Consider the following 15,808-nt stretch of genomic DNA (forward strand, 5'->3'; position numbering starts at 1 on the left):
CGCAATTGGCAGCCTAAGACAATCGACACAGGAAGGCGCCCCGTCCCTCATGCGAGGAGCGGGGCGCCTGCAATCCCGTGACTCTGTGGGTCTGGGCTACTCGGCCTCGGTGGCCTCGGGCTCGGCAGCGGCCTCCTCAGCGGGGGCAGCCTTGGCAGCCTCGGCCTCGGCCTTCTTGGCGTACTCGGCGGCACGCTTGGCCTTCTCGGCGGCCTTGGCCTCCTTGGCGGCCTTCTTGGCAGCGGCCTCCTCGGCAGCCTTGGCAGCCTTGGCGGCCTTGGCCTCCTGGGCCTTCTTCAGCTGAGCGGCAGCGGCGCCACCGAACTTGTCGGCGAAGCGCTGGACGCGGCCGCCGGTGTCGACGAGCTTCTGCTGGCCGGTGTAGAACGGGTGGCACTTGTCGCAGAGGTCGACCACGATCTCCTTCTTGGTGGAGCGGGTCGTCCAGGTGTTGCCGCAGGTGCAGCGAACGGTGCACTCCACGTAGTCGGGGTGGATACCTTGCTTCATGGCAGGACTCCTCTTCTTCGGCCCTGGTTTCCGACCAGGGCAGGGGTTCGTCTCGGTTCCGACCGAGACACGATAGCCGTATGACTATATCAGAAAGCCTGTGGGGCATCTGTGAAGAATTACGCGTAAGATGAGGCGAGAAGAACCGGCGACAAGAACGAGCAGCCCTAAGCGGCGCCCACACCGGGAGGTCCCCATGTTCCTCGCCATCGACGTTGGCAACACCCAGACCACGCTCGGCCTCTTTGACGAGGCCGGGACGCTCGAGCGCGGCTGGCGCATGTCCACCACCGCAAGCGACACCTCCGACATGCTGCACTCCCGCCTCTGGGGCTTCTTCATGAAGGACGGCCTCGAGCTGGGGTGCGTGACCGAGGCCGGGGTGGCGAGCGTCGTTCCCGCGCTCGAGAGGTCGTGGCGGCGCTGCCTGGGACAGCACCTCGGACACGAGCCGCTCGTCGTGAGCGCCGGGAAGAGCTACGGCATGGAGGTCGCGATGCCCAACCCACGGCAGGTGGGCGCGGACCGCATCGCCAACGCCATCGCGGCGCGCAGCACCTACGGCGCGCCGGTCATCGTGGTGGACTTTGGCACGGCCACCAACATCGACGTCGTGGACGCCTCGGGGGCCTACCGTGGCGGCGCCATCTCGCCGGGGCTCATGCTCTCCGCAAGCGCGCTCTTCTCGCGCGCGGCCAAGCTCGCAAGCATCCCCATAGAGGCTCCGGAGCACGCCCTTGGCGACGGGACCGAGGCGGCGCTCCAGTCCGGCCTCGTCATAGGTGCCGCGGCGCAGGCCGAGGGCCTCGTCTCGCGCATCCAGGCAGAGCTTGGCGAGCCCCGCGCCACCGTGGTGGGCACGGGCGGCCTCGCACGCACCGTGGCAAAGGCAACCGACCTCTTTGACGCCATCGATCCCGACCTCACGCTCCGCGGCATCCGCGAGATCTGGCTCTGGGAGCAGGCGCGCGTGTAGGGACAGGTTTGTAGCCTAGGCAAGCCTCAGCCGGGCCTGCTCGGGGGCGAGCTCCAGCTCCCGGCCATCCGTGAGCCGCACCGTGGCGCGGCCCCACACGTCAACGCCCGCGAGCGTCCCGCGACCGACCGCACGGCCGCCGCGCAGGACCTCGACCTCCTCGCCCATGCCGAGAAGAACGTCGAAGTAGTCCCCCAGCACGGACGCGAGCGGCCCGGCGGCACCACGGCCGGCGGCATATGCGGACTCCCAGGCGTCGGTCCCCTCCGAAGCGAAGCGCTCGAGCTCCGCCGCGTCGAGGTTCTTCTCGGCATCCCATGAGAGGGTGCAGCGCACGAAGACGCCCTCGTCGTCGTACCCGGCACGGGCCTCTATGCCCACGAGCGGCTCGCCCTCTGTCGAGACCACCTCGTGCGGCCAGGCCACACGAGCCTCGAGCGAGCGCGCCACGGCGAGCGCGCACACGTAGGGCGCGCCCGTCACGAAGCCCATGGGAACGCGCGGGCGCAGCGTCAGAGAGGTCCCCGCTACTCCCACGTTACCTCCCCGAGGTCCGCCGTCACGTGGCCCACGCGCTCCTCGCGCGGGGTCACGGGCACGCCGCCGTGGGCGAGGAAGCGCTCGGGGGCGTGCATGAGGTCCTCCATGGGCACGATCACGTAGTCGCGCTCGCCGGCGCGCGGGTGCGGGAGCGTGAGGCGGGCGCCCGCGTGGCGCTCGCCCTCCACCCACACGAGGTCGCAGTCGATGGTGCGCGGACCGGTGCCGGGCTTCTTGGGTATGCGCGCGGCCTCTACGCTCTTCTCGGCCTCCGTATCCTTCTCGTCCCCCTCTGCCTTCTCGCGGATGCGACCGAGCTCGTTTTCCACCTCGAGCAGCTTGTCCATGAGCACGAGCGGGTGGAGCTCGGTCCTGATCTCGGCCACGGCGTTGGCCACGGGGGTGGCGATGCCGTAGGCGGGCTCGGTCTCGTACGCGTGGCTCACGGAGACCACGCAGGTGAGGGGAATCTCGTCTATGAGGCGCACGGCGCGGGCGATGTTGCCCACGCGGTTGCCCACGTTGGAGCCCAGGCTCACGAAGCCCTGGCGCGCGTCCTTGTGAGAGACGGACCAGTAGGCGTTCACCGCCTGGGAGACGCCCGCGACGTCGTGGACGCGCAGGATGCGGGCACCGTTCTCGATGGCGGAGATGCAGATGCCGGCAGTGGCGAAGTCGCGCTCCGCCGCCTCCGGGACGCCCGAGACGGCACCGACGAACCTCTTGCGCGACACCGCCGCGACGAGCGGGTAGCCCATGGACGCCATGGAGCGGGTGGCGCGCTGGATGACCACGTCCTCGTCGGCAGTCTTGTCGAAGCCGGCACCCGGGTCGAGGCAGATGCGCTCGCGCGCCACGCCCGCCCTCACGAGGGTGCGCGCCTGGTCGCCCAGGAAACCCATAACCTGGCGCATGATGGGCGCCTCCTCGGGCAACGTGAAGCGACGCTGGGAGGTCACGGGACGCGGCAGGGCCTTGCCGTTGGGGCGGCTCTGCTCGAGCATGACCTCGCGGCGCGGGGCGCGCGTGCCCAGGCCCTCCTGGTTCCAGTGCATAATGATGCAGCCACAGGAGGTGTCCGCCGCAACGTCCACCATCTCGGGGTTGGTGAAGCCCGAGACGTCGTTCACGATGGCGGCGCCCAGGCGAACGCACATGCGCGCGACGTCCGCGTGGCGCGTGTCGATGGACACCACGGCGCCGGCCTCCACGAGGGCACGGACCACGGGAACCACGCGCTCGGCCTCGACCTTTGGCGAGACGGGGGTGTGCCCGGGACGCGTGGACTCGCCGCCCACGTCTATGATGTCCGCCCCCTGGTCGAGCATCTCCAGGCCGCGCGCAATGGCGACCTTGTGGTCGAGGTTCTCGCCGCCGTCCGAGAAGGAGTCGGGGGTGACGTTGAGGACGCCCATGATGCGCGGCCGCGCGAGCGAGACCTCGTGCTCTCCGCAGTGCCAGGTCGTGTAGTTCTCTCTCAGCATGGCGCCCCCTCTTGCCGTACGTATTACGAACCATTGTACTCGGCCCGGCGTGCCACGGGAAACGCCTCAATGCGTTGCACAAAGGGGGACGTGCCTGAAACGTGCAGAAAGTTGCACGTTTCAGGCACGTCCCCCTTTGTGCAAGCCGGGCTAGAAATCAAACGCCGCCGCGATGTCGCAGGCGCACACGAGGTCCGCGCGGGCGTCGGCGGGCGTGGGGTCGCGGTTCACGATCACCACGTTGGAGCCCTGGAAGTAGTTCACCAGGCCCGCCGCGGGGTACACCACGAGCGAGGTGCCCCCTATGACCAGGAGGTCAGCCTCGGAGATGGCCCGCACGCTGGACAGGAGAACGCGCTCGTCCAGCTGCTCCTCGTAGAGCACCACGTCGGGCTTCACGAGGCCGCCGCACTTCTCGCAGTGTGGGACGCCCGTGGTGGCGAGGACCCACTCCGCCGAGTACGTCTTGCCACAGCGCTGGCAGACGTTGCGGTGGACCGAGCCGTGGAGCTCGTGGACCACGCGCGAGCCCGCCGCCTGGTGAAGGCCGTCGATGTTCTGCGTGACCACCGCCGCAAGACGCCCCTCTCGCTCCAGCTGCGCGAGCTTTCTGTGCGCCTGGTTGGGGCGGGCGGTGAGGCAGACCATGCGCTCGCGGTAGAAGTCGAAGAACTCCTCTGTGTGGCTCACGAAGAAGCTGTGGGAGAGCATGGTCTCCGGCGGGTAGCGAAAGTGCTGGTGGTAGAGGCCGTCGGCACTGCGGAAGTCCGGGATCCCGCTTGCGGTGGAGACACCCGCCCCGCCAAAGAAGACCGTCCTCGTTGCGGAGCCAAAGAGCCGGGAGAGCTCGGTCGCGGCCTCCCCGGGACTGGTGAGCGTACGTGACATGCCGACCCCTTTCCTCGCCTCTGTGGCCATGGTAGTCCATGCAGCGGCCGCATGGAGATACCGTCGGGAACGGTTGGGGCGGACGGTTTTGGGGAAGAAACAGCTTTATGCGTAACGAATGACAGTGGCGGACAGGCTGCGTCATACCAGAAGGAGGCTCGCCATGGAGGAACTCACCAGCAACGTCTTTGACTGCGCTCTCGTCTTCGAGGGCGGCGGCTACCGCGCGAGCTACACCTGCGCCTTTGCGAACGTCCTCCTTGAGCGGGGCATCTACTTCGACTACGTCTGCGGTCTCTCCGCCGGCGCAAGCAACTCCGTCAACTACCTCTCCCGAGACCGCAAGCGCGTGCGCGAGGCCTTCATGACCGGCGGCGCGGCCAAGGGCCTCGTGGGCCTGCCCTCGCTCCTGCGCGGGCGCGGCTACTTCGACGCCGACTCGCTCTACGAGGGTGCGCTTCGAGACGGCACGCTCGTGTTCGACTGGGAGACCTTCTCCGCCAACCCCGCGCGCCTGCGCATCCAGGCCTTCGAGCGCGACACCGGCAAGACGGTGCGCTTTGGGCGCGAGGACATGACCGACCCCATGCGCATGATCGACCTCGTGCGCGTGAGCTCCACGCTGCCCGGGATGATGAAGCCTATCGAGGTGGACGGGCGCGTGCTCCTGGACGGCGGCCTGGGCACGGGCGCCGGCATCCCCGTGTGCATGGCAGAGGACGACGGCTTCGACCGGTTTGTCTTTGTTGCCACGCGCCCGCGCGGGTACCGCAAGAAGAAGCCCGGCGCGCGCGACGCCCAGATGTTCAAGGCCATGGCCAAGGACCACCCCTACCTGCGCAACGCCCTGCTCACGCGCTGGGAGCGCTACAACGCCGCGATCGAGCACGTGGAGGAGCTCGCGGCGGAGGGGCGCGCCCTCATCATCTACCCGGACGAGATGCCCGTGGAGAACGCCACGGTCAACCCGCGCAAGCTCGCCGCGGCCTACGACGCGGGCCACGCCCAGTACCTGCGCGAGATGCCGCGCGTGCGCGAGTTCCTCTTCGGCTCGCCGGACGCCGGCCCCCAGCCGGACGACCCGGACGCGGGCACCGGCTACATCACGCTGGGATAGGAGACGCCGAGAAGAACGGCCGGAGCGATGGCGGCTCCGGCCGTTTATCGTGCGCGCGGTTCTTCTCGCCTCGCGGTTCTTTTTTCCCCGCGGCTAGAGCTCTATCGTGAGCTCCACGGGACAGTGGTCCGAGCCGTAGACCTCGGAGAGGATCGAGGCACCGGTCACGCGGTCGGCGACGTCGTTGGACACGAGGAAGTAGTCGATGCGCCAGCCGGCGTTGTTCTTGCGCGCGTTGAAGCGGTAGCTCCACCAGCTGTAGGCGCCGGTCACGTCCGGATGGCGCGCGCGGAAGGTGTCCGTGAAGCCGGCATCGAGCAGGCGGGTGAAGCTCTCGCGCTCCTCGTCCGAGAAGCCGGCGTTGCCGCGGTTGGGACCGGGGTTCTTGAGGTCGATCTCGTTGTGGGCCACGTTGAAGTCGCCACAGGTGACCACGGGCTTCTTTGCGGCCAGGCCCACCAGGAACTCCCGGTACGCCGCGTCCCATGCCAGGCGCGTTTCTATACGCGCGAGCTCGTTCTGGGCGTTGGGCGTGTAGACGTCCACGAACCAGTACGAGGGGAACTCGAGCGCGCAGACGCGGCCCTCGTCATCGGCCTCGGGCGCACCAATGTGGTTGATGACCTGCAGCGGCTCCTCGAGGCTGAACACGGCCGTTCCCGAGTAGCCCTTTCGCTCGGCATAGCTCCAGGTCTGGTGGTACCCGGGCAGGTCCAGACTGATCTGACCCTCCTGGAGCTTGGTCTCCTGGACGGCGAAGACGTCGGCGTTGGTCGCGGCCACGACGTCCGTGAAGCTGGGATCCTTCTTCATGACGGCGCGCAGGCCGTTGACGTTCCAGGAGACGAGGCGCAGCTCGCGCGCGGGGGCATCTGACAAGGGTCTCTCCTCCATCGTTCATTTGCAGGGTACTTGCTGCGGGCGTTTCCGAATACCCTACAAACGTTTCGGCACAAATCCGCTGGTAGATAAAATGATATCAAATCGGTAGTACTTAGAATGCCCTCGTGAAAGTACCCTACAAACGGGGGGGCGACTAGAGCTCCGGCGCCGAGAGGCCCGCGTCGCGCATGGCGGCGAGGAAGGCCTCCGCAGAGCGGGTGGCGACGAGCTCCTGCGGAAAGCCGATCTCCTCGAGCATGGAGAGCGCGGAGGAGAAGCGCCCCACGTCACAGCACACGTGCGCGTCCGTGTTCACGGCGATCTGACAGCCCAGCTCGGCGCAGACCCTTGCGATCTCCGCGCAGCTCGCCCACGTGCGGCCCTCGCGCCCGCGGGTGTCCAGGCTGTGCTCGTTGATCTCTATGAGCTTGCCACGGCGCGCGGCCTCGCCCACGACCTCCCGCACGTCGAAGGGCACGCCTGCCCGGCCCGTATGGCCGAGCATCAGCACCTTGGGCTGAGCCAGGGCGCCGAGGTACATCTCCGTGGTCTGGGCGAGCGGCGCTCCGTCGGCGAAGTTCTTGTAGTGGACGCTTGCGATGACGTAGTCGCAACCAGCTGCGGCGCGATCGTAGAGCGTGGAGACTCGCCGCACGGGACGGCCCGTGATGTCCTCCGTGACCTCTATGTCCTGGCCAAAGAGACGCCCCTCGAGCGTGCGGACGTCCGCCTCCATACCGCGGAGCAGCGTCACGCCCTCCCAGGAGCGCGGCCAGACCCGCATGTTGATGAAGTGCTGGTAGTCGCGCAGGCTCCCGTGCGAGAGGTCGGTGTTGGGGAAGAGCATGTCCGAGAAGTGATCCGTGACGCCCAGAAGCTCCAGGCCCGCGTCGCGCGCGGCGATCACGTTCTCGCGCACCGTCGAGTAGGCGTGGCGCGAGTAGAGGGTGTGGGTGTGGGTGTCACAGCGGTTCTGGAGCATCGGTCACCTCTCCTGCATAACATGACAAAGGGACTGTCCCCTTGTCATGCGTAGGAATCGGCGAGCTTGGCCCAGGCGGGCATGGAGCGCACGATCGTGTCGTGGGAGACGCAGTAGCCCACGCGCACCCAGCCGGGGCAGCCGAAGGAGTCGGACGGCACGGGCAGGAGCTCGAGGGCCTTGGCACGCTCGAAGAACGCCTGGGCGTCAGGCTCGAGGGCCTTGACCCAGAGGTAGAACGCGCCCTCGGGCTCGATGAACTCATAGCCCAGCTTGGAGAGCCCCTCCGTGAGCGCGCGACGGTTCTCCGCGTAGGCCTCGACGTCGCTCGGCTCGTCCACGCAGTCCATGAGGACGCGCTGGAAGAGGGCGGGGGCGCAGACGAAGCCCAGTTTGCGGCCGGCACCCGCGACCGCCAGGACCAGATCGTCGTGCTCGGGGTTGGTGGGCGGCACCAGCACCCAGCCGATGCGCTCGCCGGGGAGCGAGAGGGACTTGGAGTAGCTGTAGCAGACGATCGTGCGGTCGTAGACGCCGGGCACCCAGGGGACCTCGGCGCCGTAGGTGATCTCGCGATAGGGCTCGTCCGCGACGAGGTAGATGGTGGTGCCAAGGCGATCCTGGGCCTCGTGCAGCACGTCCGCGAGCGCGCTCAGGTTCTCGCGGGAGTAGACCGAGCCCACGGGGTTGTTGGGCGAGTTGATGACCACGGCCTTGGTGCGCTCGGTGACGGCGGCCGCCACGGCAGCGGCGTCGACCTGGAAGGTGGCGGCGTCCGCCATGACCTCCACGCAGGTGGCACCGGAGGTCTCGATCCAGACGCGGTACTCCGGGAAGTACGGGGCGATCACGATGACCTCGTCGCCGGGGTTCACGATCGCATGGAACGTGATGGAGAGCGAGGCCGCGGCGCCGCAGGTGAGGTAGAGGTCGTCCATGGAGGCGGCGCCCTCGCCAAAGCGCCGGGAGAGGCTCGCGGCCACCGCCTCGCGGGCGGCGGGCAGGCCGTTTGCGGGCGTGTAGCCGTGGAGCTGCGTGGCCGGCAGCGTGAGGCTCTTCTCGATGGAGGCGCGCACGGCGTCCGGCGCGGGGATGGAGGGGTTGCCCAGGGAGAAGTCGAAGACGTTCTCCGCCCCGATCTGGGCCTTGCGGGCACCGGCGTAGGCCGCGATCTCACGGATGGACGACTTCTGCGCGCCGTACGCGCGGCTGGCCTCGTTGATGGACATGGGCGACCCCTTCCGACGTTGTTGGCTGCGCACCATTGTACGCGCGCGGCGTGCGGGGGCGAAGCCGGGCGTCAGCGGAGGAACCACAACCGCAACGTTGGGACGGGGAGCGGGTCGGGTATCCGGAATCTAGCCCTTTCGCCTCTCGGGAAGCCTGGAGGGGCGCGGGAGGGGCTTGGACTCGAGAATCTTCCAGCCAAGGAGCGTGATTCGGTACTCGTTGGCGGCGCGGCTGCCGTCCTCGCGCGTCTTGGGACTGACGGAGATGAGGCCCTTCTCGGCAAGGCTGCGGCAGGTGCGTCGCGCGGTCTGCTCGGTGATGCTGAGGCTCTGGGAGATGCCGGTCGCAGACAGGACGACGGGGCCGCCGGCATGCCTCAGCTCGACGCCAAGAAAGCCCAGGAGGGCGCGCTCGGTCTCGTTGATGGCAAACGTGATCTTGTATTCCAGCTTGCGCGCCACCGAAGACACCGCCCCCCATGCGCCGGCCGGGTACCGTAGAATCCCGGGCTCGTTGGAGACGGTATCATCGCGGGTCACGTTACATAACAGTACATGTGAGGTCTGAGCTGCCGATATTTTGATAGGGGCACGACCTCTGGCGGACGTCGAGAGCGTCTGTTCGGCGTCTTCTGGCCGCAGCACTTAATAATGACCGTGGCCCCTATCAATACTCTGTAGAAACTTCCGTTCTCTCTGGTAGCTTGTTCACCATATCTACAAAGTGATAGGTTCCATCATTATTTGCTCTGCTCGGCGGACTCGCCGGCGACGTACTCGTCCCAGCGGTCCTCCAACAGGGCGGTCACCGCCTCGCCCTCCACGGTCTCGCGCTCCAGAAGCACGCGCGCCATGGTGTCCATCTGGGGGCGGCGCCCGTCCAGCACCTCGCGGGCACGCTCGTGCCCCTCGCGCATGATGCGCTCGACCTCGTCGTCGATGCGCTTTGCGGTCTCGGCGGAGTAGTCCTGGTGGTTGGCGTAGTCGCGGCCGAGAAAAACCTCGTGCTGGGCCTCGCCAAAGACCTGCGCGCCCAGCTCCTCGCTCATGCCGTAGCGCGTGACCATGGTGCGCGCGAGCTTGGTGGCCCGCTCGAGGTCGTTGGAGGCGCCGGTGGTGACGTCGTCGCAGAAGAGCTCCTCTGCCGTGCGCCCGGCCAGGAGCACGGCAATCTGGTCGAGCATGCCGTCGCGCGTCTCGAGGAAGTGGTCCTCCTCCGGCACCTGCATGGTGTAGCCCAGGGCCTGCCCGCGGCTCACGATGCTGATCTTGTGGATGGGGTCGGAGTTGGCGAGCACGTGCCCCACGAGCGCGTGACCGGACTCGTGGAAGGCGATGACGCGACGCTCCTTCTCCGTGATGACGCGGCTCTTGCGCTCGGGGCCCGCCATCACGCGCTCCATGGCCTCCTCCACCTCGGCGGGACCGATCTCCTCCTTGTTGCGGCGCGCGGCGAGAAGGGCGGACTCGTTGGCGAGGTTCGCCAGGTCGGCACCCGTGAAGCCTGGCGTCACCTTGGCCAGGCGCGCAAAGTCCACGCCCTCCGCAAAGGGCTTGCCCTCGGCGTGCACGCGCAGAATCTGCTCGCGCCCGCGCACGTCCGGGCGGTCGACGGTCACGCGACGGTCAAAGCGCCCGGGGCGCAGGAGCGCCGGGTCCAGGATGTCCGGCCGGTTGGTAGCCGCGATGAGGATGACGGAGGAGTTGTCCTCGAAGCCGTCCATCTCAACGAGGAGCTGGTTGAGGGTCTGCTCTCGCTCGTCGTGGCCACCGCCCAGGCCCGCGCCGCGCTGACGGCCAACGGCGTCGATCTCGTCTATGAAGACGATGCAGGGGGCCGCCTCCTTGGCCTGCTTGAAGAGGTCGCGCACGCGCGAGGCGCCCACGCCCACGAACATCTCAACAAAGTCCGAGCCCGAGATCGAGAAGAACGGCACGCCCGCCTCGCCGGCCACCGCCTTGGCGAGCAGCGTCTTGCCCGTTCCCGGAGGGCCCACCAGCAGCACGCCGCGCGGGATGCGCGCGCCCATCTTGTGGTAGCGCTCGGGATCGGAGAGGAAGTCGCGGACCTCCTGGAGCTCCTCCACGGCCTCGTCTATGCCCGCGACGTCCGAGAACCTGACCTTGGGACGCTCCGCCTCGCTGGTGCGGGCCTTGGTCTTGGCAAAGGACATCGTCTTGTCCTGCTGGCCGGACATGCGGTTCATGTAGTAGACGAAGACGGCCACGAGGGCGAGCGTGGGAAGAACCGAGAAGAGGAACGTCTCGAGAAACGCCGAGGAGCTCGTGTCTATCTCGTAGGTCACGTCCGGGTGGGCAGCCATGAGCTCGGCCAGGGAGTCAGAGCCCACGTAGACGCTCTCGAAGTCGACGAGCGCCGTCTCGTCGTCCTTCTTCGCCTCGTCCGGCCAGTAGGCGCCCGTGAGGCCCCCGTCCTCCGTGCGGAACGTGACCTCGGCCACACGGTCGTCCTCGACGGCGCTCACGAACTCGTTGGTGGGAAGCGTGTCCACCCGACCGGGAGCGCGGAAGGAGCCCGTCATCACCATGTACAGGAGGTAGCCGGCCACAAGGGCCACGATGATGGCGGATATGCCCACCTGGCGGGGCGGCCGGACGTTCTTATTTTCTTCGGGCACGCATGACTCCTTCCGGCCTTGCCGGGCTTGACAAAGGGACTGGCACTTTGTCAAGCCGGAGGAGGCTGACAAAATACCCTGTCCCCTTTGTCAGGGTTACTTCTGGTAGACCTCGGGCTTGAGGATGCCGATGTAGGACAAGTTGCGGTAGCGCTCGGCAAAGTCGAGGCCGTAGCCCACGATGAACTCGTCGGGCACGTGCGCGCCCACGTAGCGCGGCTTGACCGCAGGCGCGTTGCCGGGGACGTCCTTCACGAGGAAGGCCGCGACCTCAACGGAGGCCGGACCGCGGTTCTCGAGCATGCGCATGAGGTAGGAGAGCGTGAGGCCGGAGTCGAGGATGTCCTCGACGATGAGCACGTCGCGCCCCTCGATCTTGGTGTCGAGGTCCTTGACGATGCGCACCACGCCCGAGCTCTTGGCGCCGTCACCGTAGCTGGAGACCGCCATGAAGTCGATGCCGATGGGGCAGTCGACGGCGCGCATGAGGTCCGCCATGAAGACCACGGCGCCGCGCAGAACGGCCACGACCAGCGGGTTCTTATCGGCATAGTCCTTGGTGATCTCCGCCCCCATGCGGGCGACGATGCCCCGGATGTCCTCCTCGCTGAGCAGGATGTCCTGTACGTCGGGGTGCAGCGTCTCCATTGCGCTCCCCTTCCCGGACGCCGCGGGGCGTCCCTCGTGACCGCTTGTCTGCATAAGGATAGCTCAGGAGGGGTGGGCGGCGGTAACGAGGCTCAGCTCGAGCGCCCATCTGGTGGAGGGGACGCACTTCGCGCGCTCGTCAGCCCTGAGCGGCGCCACCCAGAGGATCGCGCCCGTGGGAGACGCGTGCACGACGGGCACGTCCGCGCGCTCGGGGCGCGGCAGGTGCGCCTCGCCCAGGAGGTCGGACAGCTTCTTTGACTGGCCGTGCATCCCCAGCGGGCAGAGCACCTCGCCCGCGCGCGGGCCGTCCACCCAGAGCCGTCCTCCCCTCATGGGGTCCACGCCGGCAGCACGCGCGTCCAGGAGGACGGACTCGCCCGCCCACTCGAGCCCGTGGGCGCGAGCGCGCGCGACGGGGTCCGTGCCCTGCGGGACCTCTACAAGACGTGCCGTGAGCACGCGGCCGTCCGGGAGCTCCAGCCGGCCGGGGACCTCAAGCCAGCGGGCGATGGGCTCCCGGTGCGCGGACCTCGAGCGGATGCTGAGCACACCGTGCTCCACGCGGGCCTCCCCGCCCAGGGGGACGTTCACCGCGCCCTCGCCGTCCGCGACCGCCCGCAGGACCGAGGCAACGTGCCGGGCCTCGAGCCGGGCCTCGGGAAACACGGCGAGAAGGGCCATGCGCACCACGCGGCGCGCAACGGCCACCTCCAGGGCGGCGAGCCGCGCGGCGTCGAGCACGAGCGCGCCCTCCTTGCGGGAGCGCGTGAGGTCGCGAAGGGCGCGCGCGGCGACGGACGTGAGGTAGGCGTCCTCGTCCGAAAGGATGTCGCAGGTGGTGGCAAGACTCGAGACCACGCGCGGGTTGCGGCGCAGCGCCACGGGCATGACCTCGTGGCGCACGTAGGCGCGCAGGTAGTGGGTGTCCGCGTTGGTGGCGTCCTCGCGCCAGACGATCCCGCGCATGCGCAGGAGGTCGCAGAGCTCCTTGTGCGTCCGGTCCAGGAGCGGGCGCACGATGCGATTGCGGCGGCGGGGTATTGATGAGAGCCCCGCGGCGCCCGAGCCGCGTATCGCGTTCATGAAGAAGGTCTCGGCACGGTCGTCCGCCGTGTGCGCGGTGAGGATGCGGGCCGCGGAGCGCGGCGTGCCAAACTCGGCGGAGAGCTCGTTCGCCAGCCGCGCCGCCTCCGCATAGCGCGCCTCGCGTCCGGCGTTCTCCACGTTGCCGTCCGCCGCAGCCGCTGCCTCGGCCACGTCCACGCGCCGGATGGTGCAGGGGATGCCGTAGCGGGCGGAGAGGTCGCGCACGAACTCCTCGTCCTCCTCGGCGTCCAGACCGCGCAGGCCGTGGTTGACGTGCAGCACGTGCAGGCGCTCGCGGGCTATGCGCGCCGTGCCGCGACCGTCGTCAATGTCCAGGCTCGAGGTGGCGGCAAGGACGAGAAGGGCCGTCGAGTCCGCGCCGCCCGAGACCATGAGCACCACCGGGGCGGCGTGCTCCTCCCCCGCCGGGCCGCCCGGCCGAGAGAAGCGCGACCTCGACGACGCGTATCTGCGGGAAACGCTTGGCATGATGCCCTCCAGCGGCTGCGCTACTATGCTGCGAGTCAAAGTTTACGACAGCGGAGGGACCGCCATGACGCCCGAGATTCACCTGCACGTCCTCGCCAGCGGCTCGAGGGGAAACGCCGCCGTGGTCGAGGGCCCCGAGGGAAGCGTGCTCGTGGACTGCGGCATCTCCCGTCGCGCCCTTCTGGGGCGCGCGGACGAGCTGGGCGTGGACATGGGGCGCGTGACGGCGGTGCTGCTCACGCACGAGCACTCGGACCACGTGGGCGGGCTCACCGTGTTCTGCAACCACTTCGAGGGCGAGCTCCTCTGCACGGCGGGTACCGCCGGAGCGAGGAGCTACCTCACGAACCTGCCGTTCACGCTCGTGGGACACTCGGAGGTCTTCGAGCTCGCGGGCATGCGCGTCCGGACCTTCCCCACCTCGCACGACGTGGCGGACCCCATGGGCTTTCGCTTCTCCACGGCAGGTGACGCGCTCGGCTTCTGCACGGACACGGGGGAGCTGGGGCCCGAGGCGCTGGACGCCCTCGCCGACGTGCGAATCCTCGCGCTGGAGTCCAACCACGACGCGCGCATGCTCGCCACGGGGGACTACCCCGGCCACCTCAAGGCTCGCGTGGCGGGCCCCACCGGCCATCTCTCCAACGAGCAGGCGGCCGAGGCGCTCCGCGCCCTTGTGGGGGATGACACGGAGACCGTGGTTGCCATGCACCTCTCGCAGGAGAACAACCGGCCGAGCCTCTGCGTGCGCACGCTCGCGGAGGCGGTGGGCGCCGAGGTCGTGACCGGCGACGACGGTCGCCCCGAGGCGCGCACTCCCGACGGGCACCTCTCGATCTGCTGCGCCGCCCAGGACTGGCCGCTCAGCGTGTGGTAACCGGGACAGGGTGACGGTACCCCCCGTCCCCCTGTCCAAAAAGCGGGCCGACGCCCTGCGGCGCCGGCCCAACGTGACAGTTTGACCTGAGCAATCTGTCAACTAGTCGATGGAGACCTTGGTGACGTTGGCCTTCTCCTGCTGCTTGGGGACGTTCACGGTGAGAACGCCGCCCTCGAGCTTGGCGGAGAGGCCGGCGACGGCCGCGTCCTTGAGGTAGACGCCGCGCGTGGCGCTCCAGTCGGAAGTCTCCTTGTAGAGGTAGTTCTTGCCCTTCTCCTCCTCGGTCTCCTTCTTCTCGACGGAGATGGAGAGACGACCCTCGTTGAGCTCGACGTCGATCTCCTCGCGCTTGACGCCCGGGAGCTCCGCGGAGACCACGTACTTGTCGCCCGCGTCCTCGACGTTCATCTTGAAGCTGCTGGCGGTGGAGGAGAGCGGTGCGAAGGGCGCGTCGAAGAAGCTGTCCAGCGCGTCAAACGGCCAGTTGCGAAGCGCGCGAGAGTAACGATCGTAGGGAACCATGCTTGCCATAGTGACCACTCCTTCTGTTGTGCGGCGCCTGGGTGGCGCCTGTCGTTCATAGGTAGTTGTTCCCCGCCAGCTCGGCTTTATTCACTCGATGCCTATTTTTCTGAGCGACATATACTCACCATATCTAAGTGTCTTTGGCTTAGATATGGCAAACGAAAACGCTCTTTGGTTTCCTGCGGTTTGAGATATTCGCCTTTGGAGAAGCGACATAACGCGGTCCTGCTCTATCATGTGGCCGTTGCTGTTTGTAATCGCTACCGGAGGCAGGCATGGCCAACGAGACCGATCAGGAGCGCGCCGTAACGGAATCCCCCTCCGCACCGGAGTCCGGGGCTGCCCCGGCACCGGCGCCCTACGTGCGCCAGCGTCCCCCGCACCGCACCGTCGAGCCCATCGACGACCTTGCCGAGGACGAGGAGGCCAGCATCCCGGTGACGCACGACTCGGGCTACACCGTCCGCGGAAGCGCCCTCTCGGGCCGCGCCTACAAGCGGTCGCGCGCGGAGGGAAAGCAGCTGAGGCGGGACCTCCACTACGGTCAGTACCTCGAGATTCCCAAGGGCAGGCGCGACATCTTCGTCTCTCGCGAGCGCAAGACGCGCGTGAAGACGTTCATCGCGCTCGTGGCCGTGCTGGCGCTTCTGGCCGTGGTCGCCTACTTTGCCTGGGGCTACATGCAGACCAACTGGGGCTCCACCGGCTAGGCCCGCGCGCAGGAGGGGCTGGCGAGAAGAACGGGCGAGAAGAGCGACCGCCCGGCGCCCCCCGTGTGCCGCGCTACGACCAGGGGTCGCGCTCGAAGAGCGGCTCTGGGTCGGGGCGCCTGTCCGAGTAGGGGTCGTACCCGTCGTCGTCCTCGTTCTCGGGACGGACGAACTCGTCGTCCGTCGTGGCGCCCTGCTTCTTCTCCGGCTTCTTGTCCAT

The 15,808-nt window shown here is 68.1% G+C and carries 17 protein-coding genes; 4 read left to right on the plus strand and 13 right to left on the minus strand.

The genetic code is table 11. The features are described 5' to 3' along the window. Positions 1-96: 96 nt before the first annotated feature. Complete coding sequence (rpmE, locus tag B5F79_RS08740; RefSeq protein ID WP_087220352.1) at positions 97-510, minus strand: 50S ribosomal protein L31; 414 nt, start codon at positions 508-510, stop codon at positions 97-99. Positions 511-706: 196 nt separating this feature from the next. On the opposite strand from rpmE, the gene B5F79_RS08745 reads away from it, so the two are divergent. Further along, positions 707-1,486: a type III pantothenate kinase gene (locus tag B5F79_RS08745; RefSeq protein WP_087220355.1), complete on the plus strand. Its 780-nt coding sequence runs from the start codon at positions 707-709 to the stop codon at positions 1,484-1,486. A gap of 15 nt (positions 1,487-1,501) precedes the next feature. Here B5F79_RS08745 and B5F79_RS08750 read toward each other — a convergent pair whose 3' ends face one another. The 3 genes from B5F79_RS08750 to B5F79_RS08760 all read right to left on the minus strand — a co-directional run bounded on the left by B5F79_RS08750 (position 1,502) and on the right by B5F79_RS08760 (position 4,398). Beyond that, positions 1,502-2,023: a hypothetical protein gene (locus B5F79_RS08750; RefSeq protein WP_087220358.1), complete on the minus strand. Its 522-nt coding sequence runs from the start codon at positions 2,021-2,023 to the stop codon at positions 1,502-1,504. After that, on the minus strand, positions 2,014-3,510 hold the full coding sequence (gene folP / locus B5F79_RS08755) for a dihydropteroate synthase (RefSeq protein WP_087220361.1): 1,497 nt from the start codon (positions 3,508-3,510) through the stop codon (positions 2,014-2,016). Before folP ends, B5F79_RS08750 begins: the two co-directional genes overlap by 10 nt. Before the next feature lie 150 nt (positions 3,511-3,660). Beyond that, positions 3,661-4,398, minus strand: coding sequence for an NAD-dependent protein deacylase (locus B5F79_RS08760; protein WP_087220364.1), 738 nt, complete (start codon positions 4,396-4,398; stop codon positions 3,661-3,663). A 163-nt stretch (positions 4,399-4,561) separates the two neighbouring features. On the opposite strand from B5F79_RS08760, the gene B5F79_RS08765 reads away from it, so the two are divergent. Further along, positions 4,562-5,515 carry a patatin-like phospholipase family protein gene (locus tag B5F79_RS08765; RefSeq protein ID WP_087220367.1) on the plus strand — a complete coding sequence of 318 codons (954 nt, stop codon included), beginning with the start codon at positions 4,562-4,564 and terminating at the stop codon, positions 5,513-5,515. A gap of 93 nt (positions 5,516-5,608) precedes the next feature. On the opposite strand, the gene B5F79_RS08770 is transcribed toward B5F79_RS08765, so the two are convergent. The 7 genes from B5F79_RS08770 to tilS all read right to left on the minus strand — a co-directional run bounded on the left by B5F79_RS08770 (position 5,609) and on the right by tilS (position 13,473). After that, on the minus strand, positions 5,609-6,394 hold the full coding sequence (locus tag B5F79_RS08770) for an exodeoxyribonuclease III (protein ID WP_241147297.1): 786 nt from the start codon (positions 6,392-6,394) through the stop codon (positions 5,609-5,611). A gap of 157 nt (positions 6,395-6,551) precedes the next feature. Beyond that, positions 6,552-7,379 carry a phosphatase gene (locus B5F79_RS08775; protein ID WP_087220373.1) on the minus strand — a complete coding sequence of 276 codons (828 nt, stop codon included), beginning with the start codon at positions 7,377-7,379 and terminating at the stop codon, positions 6,552-6,554. Between the two features lie 44 nt (positions 7,380-7,423). After that, on the minus strand, positions 7,424-8,608 hold the full coding sequence (locus B5F79_RS08780; protein WP_087220376.1) for a pyridoxal phosphate-dependent aminotransferase: 1,185 nt from the start codon (positions 8,606-8,608) through the stop codon (positions 7,424-7,426). Between the two features lie 129 nt (positions 8,609-8,737). After that, a complete protein-coding gene (locus tag B5F79_RS08785; protein WP_087220379.1) occupies positions 8,738-9,070 on the minus strand; it encodes a hypothetical protein in 333 nt (110 codons plus the stop codon). A gap of 278 nt (positions 9,071-9,348) precedes the next feature. Continuing rightward, a complete protein-coding gene (gene ftsH, locus B5F79_RS08790) occupies positions 9,349-11,247 on the minus strand; it encodes an ATP-dependent zinc metalloprotease FtsH (RefSeq protein ID WP_275084028.1) in 1,899 nt (632 codons plus the stop codon). A gap of 96 nt (positions 11,248-11,343) precedes the next feature. Continuing rightward, positions 11,344-11,895: a hypoxanthine phosphoribosyltransferase gene (gene hpt / locus B5F79_RS08795; protein ID WP_087220382.1), complete on the minus strand. Its 552-nt coding sequence runs from the start codon at positions 11,893-11,895 to the stop codon at positions 11,344-11,346. 63 nt (positions 11,896-11,958) lie between these two features. Then, on the minus strand, positions 11,959-13,473 hold the full coding sequence (gene tilS, locus B5F79_RS08800) for a tRNA lysidine(34) synthetase TilS (protein ID WP_206391093.1): 1,515 nt from the start codon (positions 13,471-13,473) through the stop codon (positions 11,959-11,961). A 64-nt stretch (positions 13,474-13,537) separates the two neighbouring features. On the opposite strand from tilS, the gene B5F79_RS08805 reads away from it, so the two are divergent. Beyond that, positions 13,538-14,350 carry an MBL fold metallo-hydrolase gene (locus tag B5F79_RS08805; protein ID WP_087220388.1) on the plus strand — a complete coding sequence of 271 codons (813 nt, stop codon included), beginning with the start codon at positions 13,538-13,540 and terminating at the stop codon, positions 14,348-14,350. 102 nt (positions 14,351-14,452) lie between these two features. On the opposite strand, the gene B5F79_RS08810 is transcribed toward B5F79_RS08805, so the two are convergent. Further along, entirely contained in the window at positions 14,453-14,884 is a 432-nt protein-coding gene (locus B5F79_RS08810; RefSeq protein ID WP_087220391.1) for an Hsp20/alpha crystallin family protein, read from the minus strand. 269 nt (positions 14,885-15,153) lie between these two features. Between B5F79_RS08810 and B5F79_RS08815 the strand changes: the two genes are divergently transcribed. Then, the gene (locus B5F79_RS08815) at positions 15,154-15,588 is read left to right on the plus strand and encodes a hypothetical protein (RefSeq protein WP_087220395.1); all 435 of its coding nucleotides are present in this window, start codon (positions 15,154-15,156) and stop codon (positions 15,586-15,588) included. Positions 15,589-15,661: 73 nt separating this feature from the next. On the opposite strand, the gene B5F79_RS11075 is transcribed toward B5F79_RS08815, so the two are convergent. After that, positions 15,662-15,808 (minus strand): hypothetical protein, encoded by a 147-nt coding sequence (locus B5F79_RS11075; protein ID WP_164484278.1) that lies wholly within the window; start codon positions 15,806-15,808, stop codon positions 15,662-15,664.

The organism is Olsenella sp. An285 (genome assembly GCF_002159625.1).
Lineage (GTDB): Bacteria > Actinomycetota > Coriobacteriia > Coriobacteriales > Atopobiaceae > Thermophilibacter > Thermophilibacter avicola.